The organism is Streptomyces sp. NPDC056835 (genome assembly GCF_042789485.1).
GTDB lineage: Bacteria > Actinomycetota > Actinomycetes > Streptomycetales > Streptomycetaceae > Streptomyces.
The window spans coordinates 261,601-281,496 of sequence record NZ_JBHUBB010000007.1; the positions used below are offsets into that span (position 1 = coordinate 261,601).

The following is a 19,896-nucleotide window of genomic DNA, read 5'->3' on the forward strand; positions in this document are numbered from 1 at the left end:
ACTGTGAAGGAGCCTGCCATGCCCACCTGCCTCGCCATCTGCGGAACCGCCGCCGACCCTCCTGGTCAATCCCCTCCGGGGGAGCGGCACCGGTCCACCGTCCTCTACGAGGACATTGTGCGTCCCGCGTGTGCGGAGCTCGGTCTCACCTTCCTGCGAGCGGACAGGCTCACGGAGGCCGGCCTGCCCATGGACCAACTGCTGCGCATGTTCACCGAAGTGGACGTCGTCGTCGCCGACCTCGGCGGATCCGGGGCGGAGCTGTCCTTCGGGCTCGGAGTGCGACACGCCCTCGGTCGGTGCACCGTCCATGTCACGGAGGGAACCGAACAGCTCCCGGGCCCCGGAACGACGCCTCGGATCCCATTCCCGTCACACGCCGCCGACACCGTCACCGCCCGGCGGCACCTGACGAGCGTACTGGCGGAGGCGCTGGGCGGGGGCAGTGTCCTGTCGCTCCCCAGTGGATCAACCCCCGGGCCCGTTGCGGAGCCGACCGCCGGGGGCGAGGACGCCCCCGGCCTGTTTGATCTGGTCGTCGAGGCGGAAGTGCAGCTGGAGGCCGTCTCCGGCGGCATGGCCGACGTGGAGTCTGCCATGACGGACCTCGGGGAGATGATGGGGCTGATCGGCGAGGATATGGCCCGTGTCAGCCATCCCGGGGCTTCGATGAATATGCGGATGGCTGTGATCAACCGCCTGGCCAAAGCCATCGACGGGCCGGCCGACGACCTGGCGGCGGCGGCCGAGCGCTTCGCGGCGCGCATGGGGGCCAGCGCTGACGCCCTCCGGGCGTTCCTGGAATGGGCGGCGAGTACGCCGCGCCGCGAATGGCCGGAGGGCGCGGAGGAGGTGGTGGAGCAGGTCCTCACGGCCCCCGAGGAAGTACAGGAAGCGGCGGGCGTCTTCCAGGAGGTCGTGGCACTGATCAGCATGTTCGGCTCCTCCAGCCGTCAGCTGCGCCGCCCCTCCCGGCAGATCAACACATCCCTTCAGACCATCTTCCGCAGTGTGGCCGTGCTGGACGAACTGAGGGACCTGGCGATGGCGCTGAGGGAGTCCTGAGTCTCCTCGGGAGACGCAGACCTGAGGAACGACCGGCTGCGGCGCGGATGTTCATCGTGTCCGTCAGCTCACCCCCGCCCTGCTCAGTCCGAGGGCGATCACCTTCCCGCCGGATGCACGAGAATTTGTGTCGGCCGGAGTAGACATTGGGTGTGGTGGGATCCCCTTACCTCCGGCAGTAGTTCGGCCGGGGCGGCGGAAACAGAAGGCCGACGCGTCATCAGGGTCGGCAAATGGTGCAGCAGTTCCTTCGGGGCCTTGGTGCTACGGCACCAAGGCCCCTCCACGCGTTCCACAGGCAGCGGGTTGGATGAGCGTATGACCGCCTATGGCGTCGCGCGCCGACTGCCTGCCAACAGTGTTCCCTCGGCATTCGCTGGCCGTCACCGTCGACATCGCCGGCGAACGGTCCGTGCGGGCGGCCATCGAGCGCGCGGTCGACGAGACACTCGACCTCCTGGACGCCTAGTGGACGCGGAATCCTGTCGAATTCCACGGTGACGAGCAGCTCATGCCCCTGATCGAAGAGATCCACTCGGAGTGCACGGCACCTGATCCGGTCAGGCCGCGCGGTACCGCGGAGCGAATTCTTCCTCGGCGAACCGTTCGATGGAGGTGGGGGTGGATGTGCGGCCGGTACGCGGCTGCTCCATCCGCGTGTGCCGGGAGTTAACGGCTTCGCCGACCTCGGCCATCATGTCCGCGACGTTGACGGACACGCCGTTACTGCGGAGTTCCGCGTGGAAGTCGGCGAGGCTGGTCTGCTCATAGGTCAAGTCGTCCGCACGCACAGCCTTCGCGATCACGCCCACGGCTTCCCGCATGCTCACCTCACGTTCGCCCTGGAGCTCCAGGACCTCCGTACCGTGCCAGGTCCCGGTGGCGAGTTCGGCCGCGGCTCGGCCCCCGATGTCGGGGGTCGTGACGAAGGGCAGAGGAAGGTCGGGGTCGAACGGGGCGCTGATGCGGTGGTGGGCCCTGGCGGTGTGGACGTGTGTGAGCAGGTTCTCCATGAAGTAGCCGGCCCGCAGCCACAGCGTGTCGACTCCGGGAACAGCCGAGAGGCGCTGTTCGAAGCGGTGGAGCCCCATGACCGGTCCGGTGCCTTCGGGGTGCCGAGCTCCCCAGCTGCTGAGCCCGACGACGCGGGTCACGCCGGACTCGGTGACCGCCGTGGTCAGGGAGGCCGCCACCTGGTCCTGGAACGCGCCGAAGTCCGGGTGGTCGGGAATGTAGTTGGGCTGGATCACCGCGTAGATGCCCTCCGCGCCACGGAAGGCGTCCGTCAGCGCGGCCGGGTCAAGCGGGTCCGCTTCCCACACCTCGGCGCCCCGTGCGGCAAGGTCGGCGAGCCGCTGGGCCGACCGGCCGACGGCTCGGACGCGGTATCCGGCCGCGAGCAGGTGTAGAGCGGCGGCCCGTCCGGTGCGGCCACCGGCGCCGGTAACGACGAACATCGACGTATCTCTTTTCCTTGGCGTTCTTAACTGGTGCCGGGAAGCCCGCCGCAATCGCACGGCGCTGGGATCCGAACCTTTCGGTAGGCGTTCGGCACGCTAGCCACCCGACGAACCGGGAGGGTAGGAGCGATACACCCACCCCGGAGAGTCAGTCCTGCCCGTCGGCACCGGCCGTTCGGGCGGGGGCGACCACAAGGTCGAGCTGGGCCGGCCTGCCCAGCTCACGTGCTCGCGGTTACGGGCTGCATCGATGCTCTGTGCGCTCTGTGCGCTCTGTGCGTCTTGATCTGGGCGGCGTTACGCGGCAGGGCCGGCCGGCCGTGGTGGCGCACGGCCATTCCCCCACTCCCGGTGAACGCCTTGTCCTTAGGCTGGTGGCATGAAGGTTTCACGGGCGCACAACAGCGGCGAACCACTGGCGGCCTTCCTGCGTGCCAGACGGGATCGGGTGCGGCCGGAACATCACCGACTGGCCCCGGGGGCACAGCGCCAAGTGCCCGGGCTGCGGCGAGACGAGGTGGCGTTCCTGGCCGGGATCAGCACCGACTACTACGTGCGCCTCGAACAGGGGAGGGAACGCCGTCCGTCCCGCGCGGTGGTGAGGGGCCTGTGCAGGGCATTGCTGCTGGACGCCGCGGCGGCGCGTTACCTGCGTGAACTCTCCGACACAGGGGCTGCCGAGGACGGAGTGGCGCCCGGCATGGACACGGACCGCCTGGATGCAGTGCACCAGCTGCTCGGCTCCTTGACGGTGCCCGCACTGCTGGTGAACCGATGGCTCGACATCGTGGACAGCAACACACTCGGCGATCTTCTCCACGAAAGGTTGGAACCCCGGGACAATTACGCCCGCCTGGTCTTCCTCGCCCCCGGAGCACAGGCGTTCTTCACCGAGTGGCCCGAACTCGCCCGCTGCGTGGTGGCGGCCCTACGCGCACAGTCGGGCTCTGAAGCGGGGTCGGCCCGCCTGACACAGCTCTTGAAGGAACTGGTCGCGCACAGCGATGTCTTCAGAACTGCCTGGGGCGAGCACCACCTCTATGAGAAGGCCCTCGACCACAAACTGTTCCGACATCCGAGGGTCGGAACGCTCGCACTCGACCAGCACGTCCTGGAACTGCCGGGAAGCGAAGGCCACAGGATCTGGGCCTTCCACCCAGCGGACGCCGCGACCTCGAAGGCCCTGCTTCGCCTGACATCCCCGGAGGCCGTGGAGCCCATGGCGCAAGAAGGGAACCGCAGTCGGGGCCGCGAGCGGGGGGATCAAGCTCCCGGCAGGGGATGACGGGTTGCTCGGCCACGTACGGGTGCCGGTGCCGGTGCGGCCCCGCCGTTTCACAGGCGACGGGGTCCGGCTGCCCCGGTCAGAGGCCTACGATGTCAGCGAGGCCGGCCGGATCGTGCGGTGCCTCCACCGTCTGGTCGCGGGGGACGGGTGTGCCGTAGAGCATGGCGAACCGGGACGGTTCACGGACGGCCCAGGCGCGCCGTGAGTACCGCGGCCTCAAGTCGTCTTTGGTGCGGGGGGACGTGAGGCTTTGGCGAGGGTGGCATCGACCTCGTCGGCGAGCCACGTGCCGAGCAGTGACCGTGCATTCACCCGATGAGTCGATGGTGTTCCCCTCTTGGACCAACAGCACTTCCTGCTCAGAAGCGGGATCGCAGCCGCAGCGCAGGCCGGTCGGGGCGTCCGAGTGGCCCACGGGCACGGCAGCTCAAAGCGCGTTCGTCTGTACATCGCCACGCTGGACGACTCGCCATGACTTCCATCCTCGGCAGACGATGTACGCGAAGATCGTGAGCGCCACGACGGTGGTGTCGATGATCGAGGACTGCGCGCCTTCGGTGGTGTCCAGGAGGGTGAAGGCGACACTGTTGCCGCGGCCCTGTGGAAGATCACCATTTCCCAGATCGCCGGAACGTGCAGGTGGAGCAGGCCGGCGGCGTGAGCTGTGGCGATCCGGTCGCCGAGGCGGGGCGAGGTCGGCAGTCGGACGTTGGGGTTGCCGGACAGCTTCCGCTTCTACGATCTCCGCCCCACCGGGCGCACCCTGTCGCCGCGGTCCGGCGCGAGGCTCAAGGACGCGATGGTGTGCGCAGGGGCGGACCTCCGAGAAGGGCTGAGGCCGGCCCGGACGATCGGGCATCGGGCACGGAACGGGCACGGGACAGCCCTTGGGCGGGTCTAGACAACAGAGGAGGCCAAGTCGCTGACCTGGGCCTACGTCGTGGAGTGGGTGACGAGAATCGAACTCGCGCTCTGAGCTTGGGAATCACCCAGCACTTGAACGCCATAGATGCCTCTGACCAGCCGAAACCCTGTGCGGATGTGCTCCTGGTCAGTGGCTGGACGGTGTCCGTAGTGACCGCTGTTTACCCCTCTGAATGGCACGTACTGGCGCGCGCACCCGTAGAGGCGCCTCCTGGGGCGGTCTCCTGCGAGAGGCGTGCCGACGGGGCCGCCTTTCTGGCAGTGATTCGCTCTGGCGACAGTCAGTCCGTGACCACGAACTCGGCGCCGGCGGCCAGCGCCACCTCGGGGCCGAAGAGCCTGGCCGGGGTGAACGCGCCGGGGCGGCCCTCGCCCTTGGCCAGGCGCTGGGCCACCTCGGTGACGGCGCCGACCGTGAACGTCATGCCCTCGCCGGTGCGCAGCCAGCCCTCGCGTACGCGGCCGGACGGCCATTCGACTCGGGCGCGGCCCCAGGACGACCGGCGCGGGCGCTCCTTGGCCGTGGTCGTCGTGATGCGGGCGAGCCGCCGAGTGGCGAAGCCGGCCAGGCCGGGCAAACGCAGCACGCCACCTATCGCCGGCAGAGCCGCTCGGACGGCCGGGTTGGCCGGGGCGAGAGCCGAGGCGCCGATCACCGACGGGGCACCGCTGGCCTGCCAGGCCGCGAAGAGCTCGCCGCTGCTCAGGGAAGCGGTGGTGACCACGTCGCCGTCGGGGGTGGTCAATCTCTCGGCGGCACCGCCGGCCCGGGCGCGTACCAACCGGCCCTGCCGCACCTCGCGGCCGCCGTCGAGCAACGCGTGCACGATGGTGGCGGCCAGGGCTTCGCCGAGGGCGCCGGGTTCGATCGCGACTGACGCGACGGCGTCGACGCGTACTCGCGAAGGCTTCTCCTCGGCCGCCAGCAGATGCAGCAGGATGCTCTCGGTCGCGAGCACGCCGAAGCCCGCCCCGGAGACCAGCGTGCGACCGGTCGCCGCCGCCTCCCGGTCCATGGCGTGGAGCAGCTCGAACGCGCTCAGTTCGTTGGCGACGTCGACGTAGTGGGTGCCTGGCGGGCAGGCCCGCGCGACCTGCGGCGCCGTGACCGCGAACGGGCCCACCGTGTTGATCACGACGGTCGGCGCCTCGGTGGCCAGCCGCGCGCAGACCTCGTCGAGCGAGCCGGTCACCGCCCGGGCGTCCGGACTCACCTGGGTCAGCCGCTCCCGATCGCGGCCGGCCACCACCACCTCGGCGCCCGCCTGCCGCAGACGCTCCACCGCCTCCCGGCCGACCCGTCCGGTCGCACCGAGCACCCAGATCTCACCCGTCATGTTCGCCTCCATCAACCAATGGCACGTCGTGTCATCACTATCGCATGGCATGACACGACGTGTCATCGCTAGAATTCGCCGCATGGGTCGATGGCAGCCGGGTGCGCGAGAACGGCTTGAGCGGGCCGCGCTCGATCTCTTCCTTGAGCAGGGCTTCGCCGAGACCACCGTGCCGCAGATCACAGCGCGGGCCGGACTCACGACCCGTACGTTCTTCCGGCACTTCGCCGACAAGCGCGAGGTGCTTTTCGCCGGCGAGGAGTTGGTGCCCGAGCGGGTGGCCCGCCTCATGGCCGAGGCCCCGCCGTCGCTCGGCCCGATGGAACTGATCACCGAGGGTCTGGCCCCCACCGCGGCCGAGATCTTCGAGGGCCGCAGCCTCGACTACCTGCTACGCCGACGGGCCGCGATCGACGCCGAACCCGCCCTGCATGAGCGCGAGCTGCGCAAGTTCTCGCTGATGGCGGAGGCCCTGGAGCAGGGCTTCCGTGACCGCGGCGTCGACGACCTGACCGCCCAGCTAGCGGCCGAGATCGCCGTGACCACGTTCCGGATAGCGGTGACCCGCTGGCTCAACCAGCACGGCGACACCGACCTCCCGGCCACCATCAACCAGACCCTGGCGGCGATGAGGCAGCTGACGAACGAGGATGTCGTCAAGGATTCCTGACGAGCTGGACGGTTTCCTTACGGCCGTATGCCTAGGTCAGGGCGTTGTCCCGGGGGCGGCGGCCGGTGCTTCGAGGTCGGCGACGCGTCGGTCTTGGAAGCGGAGGTTGGAGCGGGCGGCCTTGAGCACATCCTCGAATCTTCTTGGCGATGGGAACGTGGTCGGCGCCGACGACGTCGATCTCCGGGTCGTTGGTGCGGGTCCAGTAGCCGCCGATCGTGTGGGTGCCCGCAGGTAGCTGTCCTTCGTCGGAGCCCAGCCGCCACAAGGCTTCGCGGATGAGGGATGGATCTCGTGCAGGAGGTGGCCCGTCTGCTCGGCTCGGAGCTTTCCAACTTCCACTGAGTCCCAGCCGTCGCGCTCAACGAGGCCGGCGCCGCCCTCGTGGACTGGAACAGACGCCATTTACCTGGACGCGGACTCACCGCAGGTGAGTTCGGCGGCCATGCGCCGCATGCCGACGCGGTTGGCCCGGCGGATCGTGGCTCTCACGAGCGGGGCCAGCAGGCGTTCCGTGAGCGGGGCCTGTAGCACGGCGTACTCGAACGAGACCCGGCTCCCGCCGGCAGGCAACGGCTCGATGCGGTAGGTCCCGCGGGCCCGTCGGCGACCACCCGCGCCGGTGTTCCGCTCGACGATGCGCCACGGCCGCTCGGCTTCGATCACCTCGATGCCTACGTCCGCCTTCGCGCCGCCCAGCGCGGCCGTGACCGTGACACGCGATCCCACACCGCGGTCGGGCCCACCGTAACGCCAGTTGGTCAGGTAGTGGTTGGTGAACAGCTCATGGTTGGCCATGACATCGAGGAAGTCATAGACCGGTTCGGGCGCCTGCGGTACGTCGATCGACACGATGACAGACCTCATGCCGGGAACGCTCCCAGGCGGTGGTTTCGCTGTCAACGTGCGTGCTTTACCTCACCTCTTCACTTCTTCGCCCACCACCTTCCCCGGCTCCCATCCCGTCTGCCTTCGGCCCACACGCACTGGAGCGGGGAGGGGTCCAGGGCGTCCAAGCGGAGCGCGCCACCGTACGAACGCCCTGAACGAGCTGGGGGAACTTCACACCTGGTCTCCACCTCCCACCAATGGCGCTTGCGGTGGACCACCGGCCGCTCGGGCGGTCATGCTCGCCGACGGCGGCGAGGCGATAGCGGACCTGGCCTTACCGTGCGACCAGGCGGAGGTGTTCGTCCCCGTCGGCGAGTTGGCCGTCGACCGGGCTCTCCTCGCCGGCCATCACTTCGATGGCGCGTCCGGAGAAGCAGCAGTCCAGAATGAGGACCCGGGCCGCGGCGGCGCTGCCGCCGAGGTCTTCGCGCAACAGGTCGACGCCCATCGCGCTGTACCTTGGGGATTGGTCGCGGGTGGCGCTGGTGGCCAGGTAGAGACGTCCCCGGTCGTCCATCAGTCCGTGTCCGGCGGAGTAGATCGGCAGCACGTCTGTGGCCTCGGCCGCGGCTTGGTTGATGGCACGGCCGATGTCGGCGGTGGAGGTCGTGGGGTCCACGACCTCCACCGGTCGTGGGGTCCACGACCTCGCTGTGCTCGGGGGCTCAGCACCCCTGTGACAGCATGGGTCAGCCGGTGCCACAGGCCGGCGACGTTCTCCCGTACGGCCGGAAGTCGGCCAGGCCGGGGATCCCGGGAAGTGGCTGACACCGATCAGCACGGCACGCGACCGGATCCAGCTCGTCAACGATCGGGCGAGCACCGCCCCGGCCCCTCCGGAACCCAGTGCGACGACGAGCACGTCGAGCGCGCCACCACTCATCTCACCGCTGGATCCGCCTGAGGACGACAGCAGCCGCACCCGTCCGCGCGGTTCGTCCTCGAACCCAATCCACTCACGCAGCGATAGCAGAGCGTCCGGATCACCGGCCGCGGAGTCCGAGATCCCGAACAATGGGGCCGACTGCCGCTGCGTCAGGTCGGTGCGCCAGTACGTCGCTACCGGCAGGACCTGGTCGTCCGGCGACGGGCTCCAGGGCCGGCCTCGCCGCACGGCATCCGCCCCCTCCCGGCAAAGCATCGTCACCAGCTTGCTGAAGCTGTGCGGGCTCAGTCCGGTGAACGGGGCTGTCCAGGACAGCTGCGAAGCCGTGACCACAAGAGAGATGCCGAGATCATGGCACCGGCCTTCGAGCGGGGCGCCGGTCGCAGAAATGGGCATGCCAGGCTGGTGCCCTCCGTGTCAGCAGTGCTCCCCCGGCGCCGGGGCACACCTGTCGGTCGGGATCACCAGCAGTTCGGGCGGACGAACCATTGCCAGCCCACGCACTCCACCGGCCGCACCGGCATCTCGGCGGGCTTCGCCTGTTTTATCCGCTCCGGAGTCCAGAACTTGAGGACGTCCTCGCGGGACGCCGTCTGGCGATGCGTGTCCACGCCGTTGGAACCCCCCGCGTCCAGGACCGTGGCCGACATGGCCGCGCTGGAGAGTGCGATCAACCCGACGGACGCCGCGAGTACGATCCACGCGCGGCGCGGCAGCGTGGCGCGGCGTTTGCCACGGCGGGCGGCACTCATCGGGTTTCCCTGCGCGGTGGATCGGCGACCTCGGTTCCTTGGCCCCAAGTATGCATTCGCCACATGCGGCTCTCCAACGGTTCTTCTGTGAGGGACAGTTGGCGATTCCGCGTTCCTCGGCCGCTGGCCATGCCCTCCATGCCCTCCATGCCGGCCATGCCGGTCCACACGGTCCCTAACGGGCGGCGAGGGCGGTAGTCGCCGCGTGACTTCGGGCGTTGCGGCGCGCGTCGAGGAAGGGCGATGGGCAGTCGAGGGGGACTGGCAGGCGCCGCGATGGGCGGCTGGGTCAAGGCACGTGGCGAGTTAGACGTGGTCGCCCTCTACGACCAGTCCTTTGAACTGGTGCGCACGACCACGACGCCCCCGCACTCCGACCGGATCCGCGAAGCGGCTGGTCGATCCCGTCCTCACTGGGTACGACGTCGTCCATCGGGCTCGCCGTAACCAGGGGCCGGCGGCCGAGTGGCCGGACGCCACCCTGGGCCCATCTAGGATCAGGCGGTCCTCGCCCAACGGCTCCGCGGCGAGCGCGAGAAGACCGCGCGGCAGACGGTTCACGCTGTACGGACATCCCGACGAGGCAAGGACCGTCCCTCGCCGGCGGTTCGATCATCTGGTACGGGTTGTTCGGCGTCGGCTGCCCGCTGTGGTGCTCCCCGATGATGGTCACCGAGACGGCATTGATGTCGAGCGGGACAGGCGGAACGCCGAGACGAGGAAGAAGATCCCTCCGAGCGTGGCATAGCCGGCGAGGGCGGTCAGTGAGGGGTCGTCCTGTGAGGCGCTTTGGAAGAAGGTCGCGCCGGCCAGCACCGAGATGCCGCCGCTGACGATCATGGCCCACTGTCCGCCCATCGGCCGGCGCGCGACGCCCACGAGGAGCTGGACCAGCCCGGAGATCACTGCCCACGCGCCCCAGACGCGCAGCACGTCGGCGACGCCCGAGGTGCCGGCGACCGCGATACCGACGGCGGCGAGCGAGCTGACGGCGATGTTGACGTACAGGCCCCTGACCGGTCCGGCGGCGCGCGCGGACCTGGCATCGAGGACAGCCGCGGCCACGTCGAAGGCCGGATAGAGAACCAGCAACAGTTGGGCTCCGAGGGTGAGGTCCGAGCCGGACACCATCAGAAGTACGGCCCACGCGGCGGCGAAGGCGAAGCGGATGACGTACAGCCGGCGCAGGGCGGGTGTGGCGGCGACGTGCTCGGCGGAGGCGGTGGATGCCATGGGATTCTCCAGTGAGTGCGGATAGAGAGAACGTTCTCTCTTGGACGCAGCCTGGCACACCCCTTCGGCGAAAACAAGAGAGAGCGTTCTACCCGCTACCATGGGTGGCATGACACGGACGGAAGCCGGCACAGGCACTGGCGGGCGGGTCTCGGCGGCCCGGGAGCGGCTTCTGGGGACCGCCGGGCAGCTCTTCTACGCGGAGGGCATCCACACGGTGGGCGTCGACCGCCTCGTCGCCGAGGCGAAGGTCACCAACGCCACCTTCTACCGCCATTTCCGAAGCAAGGACGACCTCGCCCTCGCCTACATCGGAAGCGTCGACCAGGCGATCCGTAGTCAGATCGGCTCTCTCATGTCCACGGACGTGCCGGCCGACGCCATCCTCCGAGGCATCGGTACGTCCCTGGTCGAGCAGATCCGCTCACCCGGCTACCGCGGATGTGCCTTCCTCAACGCGGCAGCGGAATTCCCCGACCCCGGCAACCCGGTCCACCGAGCCGTCGTGCAGCACCGCGAATGGTTCCTGCGGACGGTCACCGCACTGTTCGCCACGATCACGGCCGAACAGGCCGAGCACGCCGGGCGACACTTTGTCATGCTCCGTGACGGCGCGATGAGCGCCGGCTACCTCGGCGACCCCGTCCTGGCCGGCGAGACCCTGCTGCGCGGCATCGAAGGACTGCTGCGGATCCACACCGCCCGCAGGCTGGACGAGTCCGCGGACTCCGCACCGGACCAGGCGCCTTCCGCGGTCACAGCGGTCGCCGGCATCGAGTGCTCGCCACCCAACGTGTGACCCCGAGTCGCAAGGGGCGCACGGCACCTGAAACCCGATGTCAGCCGGTGCCTGCGACCGGATGCCGGCCGTACTCGATCACCGAGACGCCGGAGGAGAGCGTTCCTCCTGGACCCCGCTGCTGAACGCGACCCGGTTGGGATCGGGCGCCGATGTCGGGGCGGTCCCCTTCGGGCTGCCCGACACCTGGGCCGATCCCCACGCGCAGACGACCACACGCCCAGCGGGGGAGGAGAATCGAACTCGCGCTCTGAGCTTGGGAATCGCAGGTGCATTGTTGGCCACCTTGCAGGGCAGCGACTTAAGTGATTGTTGGGTGTGATCTGTGGAGCCGTCGTAACGTGCGCCGATTGGCCGTGGTTTGCCGCCTCGACTGGTGCGGCAGTGGTGCGATATGGATGGGTGCCACTTCGCTGTCGCGGAGGTGGCAGAGGGTGTCGGTGCTGGGCCACGTTCTTTCGGTGGCAGAACGGTGTTGTGTGGCGGCCGTTGGCTGAGGCCGCGCGAAGCGGCGCATCTCGCTCTTGAACCGGTGTGCGAATCCCCCTGGGGTGATGAGGACGTAGGCCCCGGACACTGGTGGGAGAGTCCGCTCCTGTTGCGAACCTTCCTGCGGGGGGGCAAAGGCTATTGGTCGACAGATGCCCGGCCGGGAAGATTTGAGTTGCAGAGGCTGGGAGAAGGGGGCATGAACAGAAGGTGATAAACATGCGAGCGCGATTCACGCGGCCACAAACCGCGGACTTACGGATCCTGCAGGCATTGATGCGCTCAGGGGATGGTGTGGAAGTCCCGGGTCGAGGTGACCTGTCGACATGTGCCCGAGCGATACGGCTCATGGACCGTGCTCCACACCCGTTTCCGCCGGTGGGCGGCGGACGGCACTATCGGCCGGATACTCCGGGCAGCCACCGGGCCAAGAACTCCCGCCAGTCCACGAGACGGAGGGAACGGGCGGTGAGGGCGCGAGTGGGAGCTCGTTCGGGCGATGGTCAGTTCCCTTCCTGGCTTGTCGGATTCAGCCACTCGATCACCCAGTGCGACTCCGTGAAGAACTCTTTCAGTGACTCGTGGTCCTCCACCCAATAATCACCGTACCCATCCTGGAAATCCGCGTCATATGCCATCAGGATAAGATAACTTGGCGAGTCGTCAGGAAGCTCCTGGAGTTTTACGAACTTTCCGGTGTCGTCTCCTGCGGAGATTCTGCCAACCATGCCGATCTGAATCATGGAATCTCCGTTTTCCTTAGAAACCAGTGCTACCGGCTGCTGAAAGCCATCATGGAGACCGCCGTCGATGACGAGCTGATCCGTCGTACTCCCTACCGCATCAGGGAAGCGGGTATGGAGTCGGCGGAGGAGCGCCCGACAGCCACCGTGCAACAGGTCGACGCATTCGCCGACGCCATGGGGCCGCGGTGGCTGTCTCATGGTCTACCTCATTCGCCCGCAGGGCGAGCGGCCCCGTACCCGGCCCGGTCACGTCAGCGGTGACAAGGCGTACGGCTCTCGCCGCAACGGATCAGGCGCGCAGGAACGCACGGGACTACGAAACCCGACCCGAGCACTCCGAGGCGATGCTCACCCTTGCGGCCATTACGCCGCCTGGGCCGGCAACCGGTTCGCCCCGCTGACCTCGTGGTGCCAGATCCTGGACGCCCTGCGGCTGGGGGCGGCCGACGATGTCGCCGAGGTCACCGCCGCCCGGACCCGCCGGGTGGTCACCGACTTCATCGAGATGGGCCGCTGGAAGCCGGGTGACCGCGACATCCTGGTTGTCTTCGACGCCGGACAGGACCTAGCGGTCATCGAGGGCACGTTGATCCGTCCGGAGGTCGACCGTGTCCCCGGCGGTCACGATCCACTGCCGGTCTGGCCGTGGTCGTCGGCGGCCGCGGCCTGTCGGGTGCGGACGTCGATCTGCGCTATAGCCACCCGCTCCTCGACGACACGTGCGACCGTGCCGCGGACCGTAAGCACCACCTGCCTCACCCGGATGCTGCGAGCCGACTGGGCACCGGAGCGACCTTGTCGAGGCGTCGTCGGGTCTCGTCCGCGTCGAGGGGGCCGCCGTGGCCGGGGAGCAGGCGCTGCGGATGGCGGTCGAGCTCGGTCATGAGCGCCCTGCGCACTCCGGCGGCGTCCTCGGTGAAGAAATGGCGCTTCGGGCTCTGGCGGCGCAGCACGCCACCGCGGACCAGGTCGCCGACGAGCGTGTCGTCGCCGACGCGGACGACGAGCGACCCGGGGGTGTGGCCGCCGAACCGCTCGGCGTGCGCGTCGACGCCATAGGGACTCAGGTCGAACTTGTCCTCCACCAGGATGTCGGCTTCGACCGGCTGGGCCCTCGCGCGGAGGACCAGGGGCCTCAGCACCGCACCGGCCGGATGACTGATCGGGAGTACGCCGATGCGTCCGGTACGCAGGAGTTGGTCGTCACCCAGGCCGACCGCGATCGGAACGCCGGCATCCGCGAACGACGCCGCCGTGCCGCTGTGGTCATTGTGGCCGTGGGTCAGGAGGACCAGGGCGATGTCGCGAGGCTGAAGGCCCTGCTCGGACAGCGCGTCGCGCAGGCGGTCGCCGTCCTCCGGTCCGCCCGTGTCCACGAGGATCGCTTGCTCGCCACGCAGGAGGTAGGCGTTGCTGTTGCCCATGGAAAGGGGGGTGACGGTCGTGGCGCTCATGCGGTGCACCGCGACGCTTCGGCGCCGACACCGACGTTCATGCCGCCGTCGACTTTGAGTATTCGAACGGAAACGTCCATGATCATCTTCCTTCGCGCTATCCCTGTAACCTTACGGCCGTAAGTAGAGCATGAGAACTTACGCCTGTAAAGTCTTTGTCATGGCTTCACCGGCAGCACGGAGACGCAACCCCCGAGGTCAGGGAGGGCAACTCCGCGACGAGATCGTGACCGCGGCCCGTGAGCTGCTGGTCGAGACCGGATCGGACAGCGCGGTGACCTTGCGGGCGATCGCCCGCAAGGTCGGCATCGCGCCACCGTCGATCTACGCGCACTTCGACACGCCCGACCAGATCGTGGAGGCCGTGGTCACCGAAACCCGCTCACTGCTGGTGCGTCATCTTGAGACCGCCCGGGCGGGAGCGGAAGGCGCGCGTGAACGACTTCTGGCCGACTGCCACGCCTATCTCGTCTTCGGTGCCGAGCAGCCCGAGCTCTACGCCGTTCTGTTCTCCCGGCCGCGGCCTAGGGGTAGCAGCACCACAGAAGAACGCATGGACCAGGCGGTACGCCAGCTCGCGCCCATTGTCGGCGAGCCCATCGCGAGTCAGCTCGCTCCCGCCGAAGCATTCTCGATACTTCTGCGCGACGTCGCCGATGCGATGCACGAAGGCACGTCCCGTACAGAGGATGCTCTCGCCACGGCGACCGCTCTTTGGGCGGCCCTGCACGGCCTCATTCTGCTCCGCGCTCACATTCCCCGATTCCCGTGGCCGCCACCCGGTCCGCTGGAGGAGGAGATCATCAGTCGGCTCGCATTCCCGCACGGCCCCGCACCCGGATGACCGTGAACGACTGCCCGCCCTGGACGGCGTCCGTGATCTCTTTGGACCGGCTGCGCAGATCGCGCTGGGTCATCTCGGGCTGAGCTGTCATACCTGCGAGGAGAGCGTGCTGGAGCACCAGGTGCTGCCGGTGCTGCCGGTGCTACGGTCGCGACCTTTTCCCGCGCGCGTAGGGCCTGTGATCAGGAGCGACCCACCTGTCGGCCTGCGCGGAGTGGAGCCCGCATGTCGGAACCGCGAGCCGGTGACGAGGGTCACCGGGCTGAGGATGGGTTGGGCGAATCAAAAGTGTCCTGTTTCCGTTGATCTTGTTCCCATATCGAGCGATGGGTCCGATTGGCTCATCTCCTCAGTTGACCTGGTCCGTCAGATGGTCTGATGTCCCGCCCTGCCAAAGCCCCGTGCGGAGGCCCGCCGGCTCCTCCAGGATCTGCGGCTTTGTGACAACTCGCGTGACCACACGCCGTTCGGCGGCTCTGGGAGGGGGCTGGCGCCCTCCCGCGTCCAGGCTCAGGATGATTCTCATGCCGGAATCCACTCCCTTCCACGACCTGGCGGCGTTCATCGCGCTGCCCCGCCTCTCTTCGCTGGCACTGTCACCCGACGGAACCCGTCTGGTGACGGTGGTTCAGGAGCTTTCCACTGACCGCACCAGGTTCATCGGCGCCCTGTGGGAGGTCGACCCGTCCGGGGAACGTCCGGCCCGGCGCCTCACCCGTTCCGCTCGCGGCGAGTCAGCCCCTGAGTTCCTGCCCGACGGGACCCTGCTCTTCCTCTCCTCCCGCCCGGTCGCTGATCCCGGTGAGGACGGGGACGACAAGCGGGAAGCGGCACTCTGGAGCCTGCCCCCGGGCGGCGGCGAGGCATCACAGCTGCTGGCCAGGCCCGGCGGGATCGACGAGTACGCGACCGCCGCCAAGGCTTCCCGGATCGCCCTGGCGGCCTCACAACTGCACGGAGCGGCGAACGCCGATCAGGACGCGCGACTCCGCGAGGCCCGCCAGAAGGCCAAGGTGTCGGCGATCCTTCACGAATCGATGCCCGTGCGGCATTGGGACCACGACCTCGGTCCCGGCGTCGCGCGGGTGTTCACCTTCCCGGACCCCGCCGCAGAGCAACCAGCGGTGGTGGACTGCGGAGAGCGTCGGATCGCCGCATACGAGGGGATCGCGGTCTCCCCCGATGGCTCGCTGATCGCCTACGGAGCGGCCGTGGGCACGCTCCCCGACGAGATCCGCGCTGCCATCGTGGTGGCGGACGCCGCCACGGGCAAACGGCTGCGGGTGCTGGAGTCCCCGGACACCGAGTACGCTGCTCCCGCCTTCGCCCCGGACGGCCGGCATCTGGTCTGTACCCGCGAGCGGCGGATCACCTGGCACAGTCCCGGTGACGTCACGCTGTGGCTGGTGGACGCCACCGACTACCAGGACCCCGGACGCGACCTGTTGCCCGATTTCGACCAGTGGCCAACTGCCCCGGTCATCTCCCCGGTGCCCGGCGAGGACGGCACGCCGGTGGTCTACTTCACCGCCGCTGAAGCCGGGCACGCGCCGGTCTTCCGCCTCTCCACCGGCAGCGGCAACGTGGTCAGGCTCACCGCTGCCGGCGCGTACACCGACGTGGTCGTGGCCCCGGACGGTCGCACCCTGTACGCGTTGCACTCGGCCGTGGACAGCCCGCCGACCCCCGTACGCCTTGATGCCGGGGCTCCCGACCAGCAGCCGGTGCCACTGCCGGGCCCCGGGCCGGTAGCCGCGTTGCCCGGCAGCGTCACCGAGGTCCACACCACCGCCGAGGACGGGACGGCGCTACGCGCCTGGCTGGTGATGCCGCACCTTGCCTGCGCCGCGACCCCCGCGCCCCTGTTGCTGTGGGTGCACGGCGGCCCGCAGACCAGCTGGAACGCCTGGCACTGGCGGTGGAACCCCTGGGTGGCCGCGGCCGCCGGCTACGCGGTCCTGCTGCCGGACCCGGCGTTGTCCACCGGCTACGGACAACAGATGCACGAGCGCGGCTGGGCACACTGGGGCGGCGCGCCGTACCAGGACCTGATGGCGCTGACCGACGCCGCGCTGCGGCGGGATGACCTGGACGAGGAGCGCACGGCCATGATGGGCGGCTCGTACGGCGGCTACATGGCCAACTGGATCGCCACCCAGACCGACCGCTTCAAGGCGATCGTCAGCCACGCGAGCCTGTGGAACATGTACGGCTTCGTGGGGGTCACCGACTTCCCCGCCTACTGGATGCGGCGGCAGGGCGACCCGCTGGTGCGCACCGAGCGGTACGAACGGGAGTCCCCGCATCTGCGGGCCGCGAAGATCACCACGCCGATGCTGGTGATCCACGGCGACAAGGACTACCGGGTACCGATCAGCGAGGCCCTGGCGCTCTGGAACGACCTGGCGCGGTTCGAAGTCCCTGCGAAGTTCCTGTACTTTCCCGACGAGGGGCACTGGGTTCTCAAACCGAACAACATTCACCTGTGGTACGCCACGGTGCTGCGCTTCCTGGCACACCACGTACTGGGCGAGCCGTGGCACCGCCCCGATTTGGTCTGAACTGGCGTGCGTCTACGGTGTCCGGTATGTCCCAGCCCGCCAGAACGTCGTCGTCCGTGTCTCGCCCCTCCGGCGCGCGTGCTGCGGGCCGGGGCAACCATGTGGCACGGCAGAAGGAAATGGTCTCGCAGCTCGTTCCGGGTTCTGGGTGGTTGGGGTCCGGGCGAGGGCGTCGAGGAGTTCGCCTGTGCCGACCAGTTGGGCGCCGGCTGCCCCCCCGGCACCGCTATCCATGACGCCAAGGGCCCGGGGGGCCGTAGTGACAGCGTTGCGACGACCACAAGAACGTGTCCGGCGGATCGCCGATGGCCTTCCCGGTCGCAGTCGGCCGGTGCGGCGACGCCGTAGATGATCGAGAGCCTTGAACGAGCAGGGAATCCGGCGGTCGCGTGATCGGCAGGTCACTGCCCCGTCTGGCGTCAGGGTCGAGATGTCGTCGCGCGATACGACTGATGAGCCCGTTCGGGTGCCATGACATCGCCTCCGGCCCAACACACTCAACGAGGCTGATAGCACAGGCACATGACGAAGTTCAGCGCCTCGGGGCTCGCGCTCCTCACCGCTCCGCCGCTGCTCGCCGATGCCTCCCACCGCCGCCACGCGGTGCCGCTACCTGTCGGACTGAGGGGGCGACGAAGCCGCGCTGTGGCCTCTCCGCTGATGGACCGGAGGTGACCGCGCTCTCCCGGGACACCGAAGACCGCGGCCAAATCCAGGCCAGCTTCGCCTCGGCGTGCTGATCGCCGGCTCCGCCGCGGTCACGTCGCCCTGCACGCGGCCGCAGTTCCATCCTCCGCACCGAAAGAAGGTGTGTCGTGCGGGTTTTGTTCACCACGCTCGCCAGTCCCTCGCACGGCCGCGCGCAGCTCCCCCTGGCCCGGGCGCTCGCGGCGGCGGGACACGATGTGCTCGTGGCCACCACCCCGGCCCTCGCCTCCGTCTTCGCGCGGGACGACGTGCGGGTGGCTGTCCCCGTGACCGTGCTCACTCCGCAGTCCTTCGTCACACCCGAACTGGTCGAGCAGGCGACGCGGCCGGGCCGGGGGAGCGGGGAACAGCAGGACGTCTTGGTGAGCCTGCTGCCCCGCATTGTCTCCGGCCCGATGGCCCGGAAGCTCTGGGAAGAGATCCTGCCGGTGGCAAGGGAGTTCGGGCCGGACCTCGTCCTGCGCGACGGCATGGACCTGGGCTCCTGCCTGATCGCGGAACGCCTCGGTATCCCGCAGCTGTCCACGCCGTCGGGCACCAGCAACTTGATCGACCCCGCCCGGGTGCTGCCCGGCCTCAACGACCTGCGCAAGGAACTCGGGCTCGCCTGCCAACAGGACCCGCTCTCCCTCGTCCCCCACGGGCACATCGACTACGTACCGCCCGCCTTCTCCTTCGCCCGGCACCTGCCCCCGTCGTGGGCCTACCGTCAGACCCTGTCCGTGGACCGCGGCTCCGTCCTGCCGCGGTGGATCGCCCAACTGCCCACCGACCGGCCCCTGGTGTTCGCCGCCCTCGGCACCGCGCTGCCGAGGATCAGGGAGTTGACATCCGACGACGGGCACGAGCGGCCGTCGCTCCCGGTGCCGGACCCGGCGGTGACACTGCGGTCGATGATCGAGGCGGTATCGCGACTGGAGGAGTGCACCGTCCTCGTCGCCACCTCCGGCACCCGGCCGACACCGACGGCTTGCCGCCGCACGTGCACTCGACCAAATACCAAACGCGCCCTTTGATGTGCTGACATCGGTGGCCGTAATCACGTCGAAGCCGCCGTCCCGGACCTTCAGACAGGTCCTGACCTCAACGTAGGTGTGGCTGCCGCGACCATAACGCTTCTCGGTGTACGAGCAATGTGTGCCGTTCTTCGGCTTGTGCTCGTCCACTGCCGCCCGTACCAGGTTGCTCTGCGCGGCGGCGACGACGGCGTCGTGATGACCGACGCAACAGCGACAGGCCGGGGTGTCCTTCACGGTCCCCTGGTGCGTGTGCCCGCGCCGTCGGCCGACATCGATCCAATACCCTCCTGTCATCAGTTGACAGCAAGGAGTGATGGTGCGAGGTCGTGTATCCGCCACCCTGGGTGGCCTGGCCGCAGCCGTGCTCGTGGTGGCCCTTCCCGGCTCCGCCCAGGCGGCCCAAGGTGTCTTCCAGGATCACCAGCCCGGCAACGTCCTGGAAGCCCTCAACAACCCGCGCGACAACCAGTGCTACACCACCGGTAACGCCGAGGGCGCCGTGGAGAACGGCACCAACCGCTTCGCGGAGCTGTACGAGGCGCCCGGCTGCCGTGGCGACGTGGTCCAGACCGTCGATCCCGGCTCCGCCGTGGGCTGGGCCGAGTTCAAGAGCGTGAAGTTCACCCGCTGACACACCCCCGAGCCGTGCCCCCGAGGACTTCCGCCTCCGGGGGCACAGCCATCAGCAGGCACGGCCATCAGCAGGCACGGCCACCTGGACAGAGGTCCAGGCAGACACCCTCATCGCGCGTTCAAGAGACGCGTGATGA

At 68.8% G+C, this 19,896-nt stretch carries 17 protein-coding genes and 6 pseudogenes; 12 read left to right on the forward strand and 11 right to left on the reverse strand.

Translation table 11 applies throughout. The annotated features are described in order from the left end of the window. Positions 1-18: 18 nt before the first annotated feature. Positions 19-1,065, forward strand: a complete 1,047-nt coding sequence (locus ACFRMN_RS10710) for a hypothetical protein (protein WP_383016458.1) — start codon at positions 19-21, stop codon at positions 1,063-1,065. 560 nt (positions 1,066-1,625) lie between these two features. Here the strand turns inward: ACFRMN_RS10710 and ACFRMN_RS10715 are convergent. Further along, positions 1,626-2,522, reverse strand: a complete 897-nt coding sequence (locus tag ACFRMN_RS10715; RefSeq protein ID WP_383016461.1) for an NAD(P)H-binding protein — start codon at positions 2,520-2,522, stop codon at positions 1,626-1,628. Between the two features lie 382 nt (positions 2,523-2,904). Between ACFRMN_RS10715 and ACFRMN_RS10720 the strand changes: the two genes are divergently transcribed. Next, entirely contained in the window at positions 2,905-3,810 is a 906-nt protein-coding gene (locus ACFRMN_RS10720) for a helix-turn-helix domain-containing protein (protein ID WP_383016464.1), read from the forward strand. 1,208 nt (positions 3,811-5,018) lie between these two features. Here the strand turns inward: ACFRMN_RS10720 and ACFRMN_RS10725 are convergent. Then, complete coding sequence (locus ACFRMN_RS10725; RefSeq protein WP_383016467.1) at positions 5,019-6,074, reverse strand: NAD-dependent epimerase/dehydratase family protein; 1,056 nt, start codon at positions 6,072-6,074, stop codon at positions 5,019-5,021. Between the two features lie 82 nt (positions 6,075-6,156). Between ACFRMN_RS10725 and ACFRMN_RS10730 the strand changes: the two genes are divergently transcribed. Further along, positions 6,157-6,744 (forward strand): TetR/AcrR family transcriptional regulator, encoded by a 588-nt coding sequence (locus ACFRMN_RS10730; protein WP_383016470.1) that lies wholly within the window; start codon positions 6,157-6,159, stop codon positions 6,742-6,744. A gap of 136 nt (positions 6,745-6,880) precedes the next feature. On the opposite strand, the pseudogene ACFRMN_RS10735 reads toward ACFRMN_RS10730, so the two are convergent. The 7 genes and pseudogenes from ACFRMN_RS10735 to ACFRMN_RS10765 form a co-directional block, all read right to left on the reverse strand. Further along, a pseudogene (locus ACFRMN_RS10735) lies at positions 6,881-7,027 on the reverse strand (DUF234 domain-containing protein); the annotation flags it as partial. Positions 7,028-7,149: 122 nt separating this feature from the next. Continuing rightward, positions 7,150-7,611: an SRPBCC family protein gene (locus tag ACFRMN_RS10740; protein WP_383016473.1), complete on the reverse strand. Its 462-nt coding sequence runs from the start codon at positions 7,609-7,611 to the stop codon at positions 7,150-7,152. 298 nt (positions 7,612-7,909) lie between these two features. Beyond that, entirely contained in the window at positions 7,910-8,254 is a 345-nt protein-coding gene (locus tag ACFRMN_RS10745; RefSeq protein ID WP_383016563.1) for a hypothetical protein, read from the reverse strand. A gap of 174 nt (positions 8,255-8,428) precedes the next feature. Next, positions 8,429-8,650: pseudogene (locus ACFRMN_RS10750) on the reverse strand (hypothetical protein); the annotation flags it as partial. After that, positions 8,624-8,863 (reverse strand): annotated as a pseudogene (locus ACFRMN_RS10755) (IS5/IS1182 family transposase); the annotation flags it as partial. The pseudogenes ACFRMN_RS10750 and ACFRMN_RS10755, both read right to left, overlap by 27 nt. Positions 8,864-8,982: 119 nt before the next feature. After that, positions 8,983-9,273: a hypothetical protein gene (locus tag ACFRMN_RS10760; RefSeq protein WP_383016476.1), complete on the reverse strand. Its 291-nt coding sequence runs from the start codon at positions 9,271-9,273 to the stop codon at positions 8,983-8,985. Between the two features lie 669 nt (positions 9,274-9,942). Further along, positions 9,943-10,506: a hypothetical protein gene (locus ACFRMN_RS10765; RefSeq protein WP_383016479.1), complete on the reverse strand. Its 564-nt coding sequence runs from the start codon at positions 10,504-10,506 to the stop codon at positions 9,943-9,945. A gap of 100 nt (positions 10,507-10,606) precedes the next feature. On the opposite strand from ACFRMN_RS10765, the gene ACFRMN_RS10770 reads away from it, so the two are divergent. The 4 genes and pseudogenes from ACFRMN_RS10770 to ACFRMN_RS10785 all read left to right on the forward strand — a co-directional run. Beyond that, on the forward strand, positions 10,607-11,305 hold the full coding sequence (locus ACFRMN_RS10770) for a TetR/AcrR family transcriptional regulator (RefSeq protein ID WP_383016481.1): 699 nt from the start codon (positions 10,607-10,609) through the stop codon (positions 11,303-11,305). 778 nt (positions 11,306-12,083) lie between these two features. Then, positions 12,084-12,266: a hypothetical protein gene (locus tag ACFRMN_RS10775; protein ID WP_383016484.1), complete on the forward strand. Its 183-nt coding sequence runs from the start codon at positions 12,084-12,086 to the stop codon at positions 12,264-12,266. 301 nt (positions 12,267-12,567) lie between these two features. Then, positions 12,568-12,729, forward strand: a pseudogene (locus ACFRMN_RS10780) (site-specific integrase); the annotation flags it as partial. 211 nt (positions 12,730-12,940) lie between these two features. After that, positions 12,941-13,236: pseudogene (locus ACFRMN_RS10785) on the forward strand (hypothetical protein); the annotation flags it as partial. Positions 13,237-13,295: 59 nt separating this feature from the next. Here ACFRMN_RS10785 and ACFRMN_RS10790 read toward each other — a convergent pair. Next, entirely contained in the window at positions 13,296-13,994 is a 699-nt protein-coding gene (locus ACFRMN_RS10790) for an MBL fold metallo-hydrolase (protein ID WP_383016487.1), read from the reverse strand. Between the two features lie 160 nt (positions 13,995-14,154). Here ACFRMN_RS10790 and ACFRMN_RS10795 point away from each other — a divergent pair, with 160 nt between their 5' ends. After that, the gene (locus tag ACFRMN_RS10795; RefSeq protein ID WP_383016490.1) at positions 14,155-14,838 is read left to right on the forward strand and encodes a TetR/AcrR family transcriptional regulator; all 684 of its coding nucleotides are present in this window, start codon (positions 14,155-14,157) and stop codon (positions 14,836-14,838) included. Here the strand turns inward: ACFRMN_RS10795 and ACFRMN_RS10800 are convergent. Beyond that, positions 14,831-14,929 (reverse strand): annotated as a pseudogene (locus tag ACFRMN_RS10800) (prevent-host-death protein); the annotation flags it as partial. The gene ACFRMN_RS10795 and the pseudogene ACFRMN_RS10800 sit on opposite strands and share 8 nt — an antisense overlap. A gap of 433 nt (positions 14,930-15,362) precedes the next feature. Here ACFRMN_RS10800 and ACFRMN_RS10805 point away from each other — a divergent pair. The 4 genes from ACFRMN_RS10805 (at position 15,363) to ACFRMN_RS10820 (ending at position 19,757) form a co-directional block, all read left to right on the forward strand. Next, positions 15,363-17,399: an alpha/beta fold hydrolase gene (locus tag ACFRMN_RS10805; RefSeq protein ID WP_383016493.1), complete on the forward strand. Its 2,037-nt coding sequence runs from the start codon at positions 15,363-15,365 to the stop codon at positions 17,397-17,399. Between the two features lie 522 nt (positions 17,400-17,921). Beyond that, positions 17,922-18,074: a hypothetical protein gene (locus ACFRMN_RS10810; RefSeq protein WP_383016495.1), complete on the forward strand. Its 153-nt coding sequence runs from the start codon at positions 17,922-17,924 to the stop codon at positions 18,072-18,074. Between the two features lie 140 nt (positions 18,075-18,214). Beyond that, on the forward strand, positions 18,215-19,123 hold the full coding sequence (locus tag ACFRMN_RS10815) for a hypothetical protein (RefSeq protein WP_383016497.1): 909 nt from the start codon (positions 18,215-18,217) through the stop codon (positions 19,121-19,123). Between the two features lie 316 nt (positions 19,124-19,439). Beyond that, complete coding sequence (locus ACFRMN_RS10820) at positions 19,440-19,757, forward strand: hypothetical protein (protein WP_383016499.1); 318 nt, start codon at positions 19,440-19,442, stop codon at positions 19,755-19,757. Positions 19,758-19,896 lie beyond the last annotated feature (139 nt).

What these genes read in the sequence shown, in the direction of transcription:
- ACFRMN_RS10710 (WP_383016458.1), top strand. Translation starts at nt 19, where the DNA reads ATGCCCACCTGCCTCGCCATCTGCGGAACCGCCGCCGACCCTCCTGGT.
- ACFRMN_RS10715 (WP_383016461.1), bottom strand. Translation starts at nt 2,522, where the DNA reads ATGTTCGTCGTTACCGGCGCCGGTGGCCGCACCGGACGGGCCGCCGCT.
- ACFRMN_RS10720 (WP_383016464.1), top strand. Translation starts at nt 2,905, where the DNA reads ATGAAGGTTTCACGGGCGCACAACAGCGGCGAACCACTGGCGGCCTTC.
- ACFRMN_RS10725 (WP_383016467.1), bottom strand. Translation starts at nt 6,074, where the DNA reads ATGACGGGTGAGATCTGGGTGCTCGGTGCGACCGGACGGGTCGGCCGG.
- ACFRMN_RS10730 (WP_383016470.1), top strand. Translation starts at nt 6,157, where the DNA reads ATGGGTCGATGGCAGCCGGGTGCGCGAGAACGGCTTGAGCGGGCCGCG.
- ACFRMN_RS10740 (WP_383016473.1), bottom strand. Translation starts at nt 7,611, where the DNA reads ATGAGGTCTGTCATCGTGTCGATCGACGTACCGCAGGCGCCCGAACCG.
- ACFRMN_RS10760 (WP_383016476.1), bottom strand. Translation starts at nt 9,273, where the DNA reads ATGAGTGCCGCCCGCCGTGGCAAACGCCGCGCCACGCTGCCGCGCCGC.
- ACFRMN_RS10765 (WP_383016479.1), bottom strand. Translation starts at nt 10,506, where the DNA reads ATGGCATCCACCGCCTCCGCCGAGCACGTCGCCGCCACACCCGCCCTG.
- ACFRMN_RS10770 (WP_383016481.1), top strand. Translation starts at nt 10,607, where the DNA reads ATGGGTGGCATGACACGGACGGAAGCCGGCACAGGCACTGGCGGGCGG.
- ACFRMN_RS10775 (WP_383016484.1), top strand. Translation starts at nt 12,084, where the DNA reads ATGGTGTGGAAGTCCCGGGTCGAGGTGACCTGTCGACATGTGCCCGAG.
- ACFRMN_RS10790 (WP_383016487.1), bottom strand. Translation starts at nt 13,994, where the DNA reads ATGAGCGCCACGACCGTCACCCCCCTTTCCATGGGCAACAGCAACGCC.
- ACFRMN_RS10795 (WP_383016490.1), top strand. Translation starts at nt 14,155, where the DNA reads ATGGCTTCACCGGCAGCACGGAGACGCAACCCCCGAGGTCAGGGAGGG.
- ACFRMN_RS10805 (WP_383016493.1), top strand. Translation starts at nt 15,363, where the DNA reads ATGCCGGAATCCACTCCCTTCCACGACCTGGCGGCGTTCATCGCGCTG.
- ACFRMN_RS10810 (WP_383016495.1), top strand. Translation starts at nt 17,922, where the DNA reads ATGACGAAGTTCAGCGCCTCGGGGCTCGCGCTCCTCACCGCTCCGCCG.
- ACFRMN_RS10820 (WP_383016499.1), top strand. Translation starts at nt 19,440, where the DNA reads ATGGTGCGAGGTCGTGTATCCGCCACCCTGGGTGGCCTGGCCGCAGCC.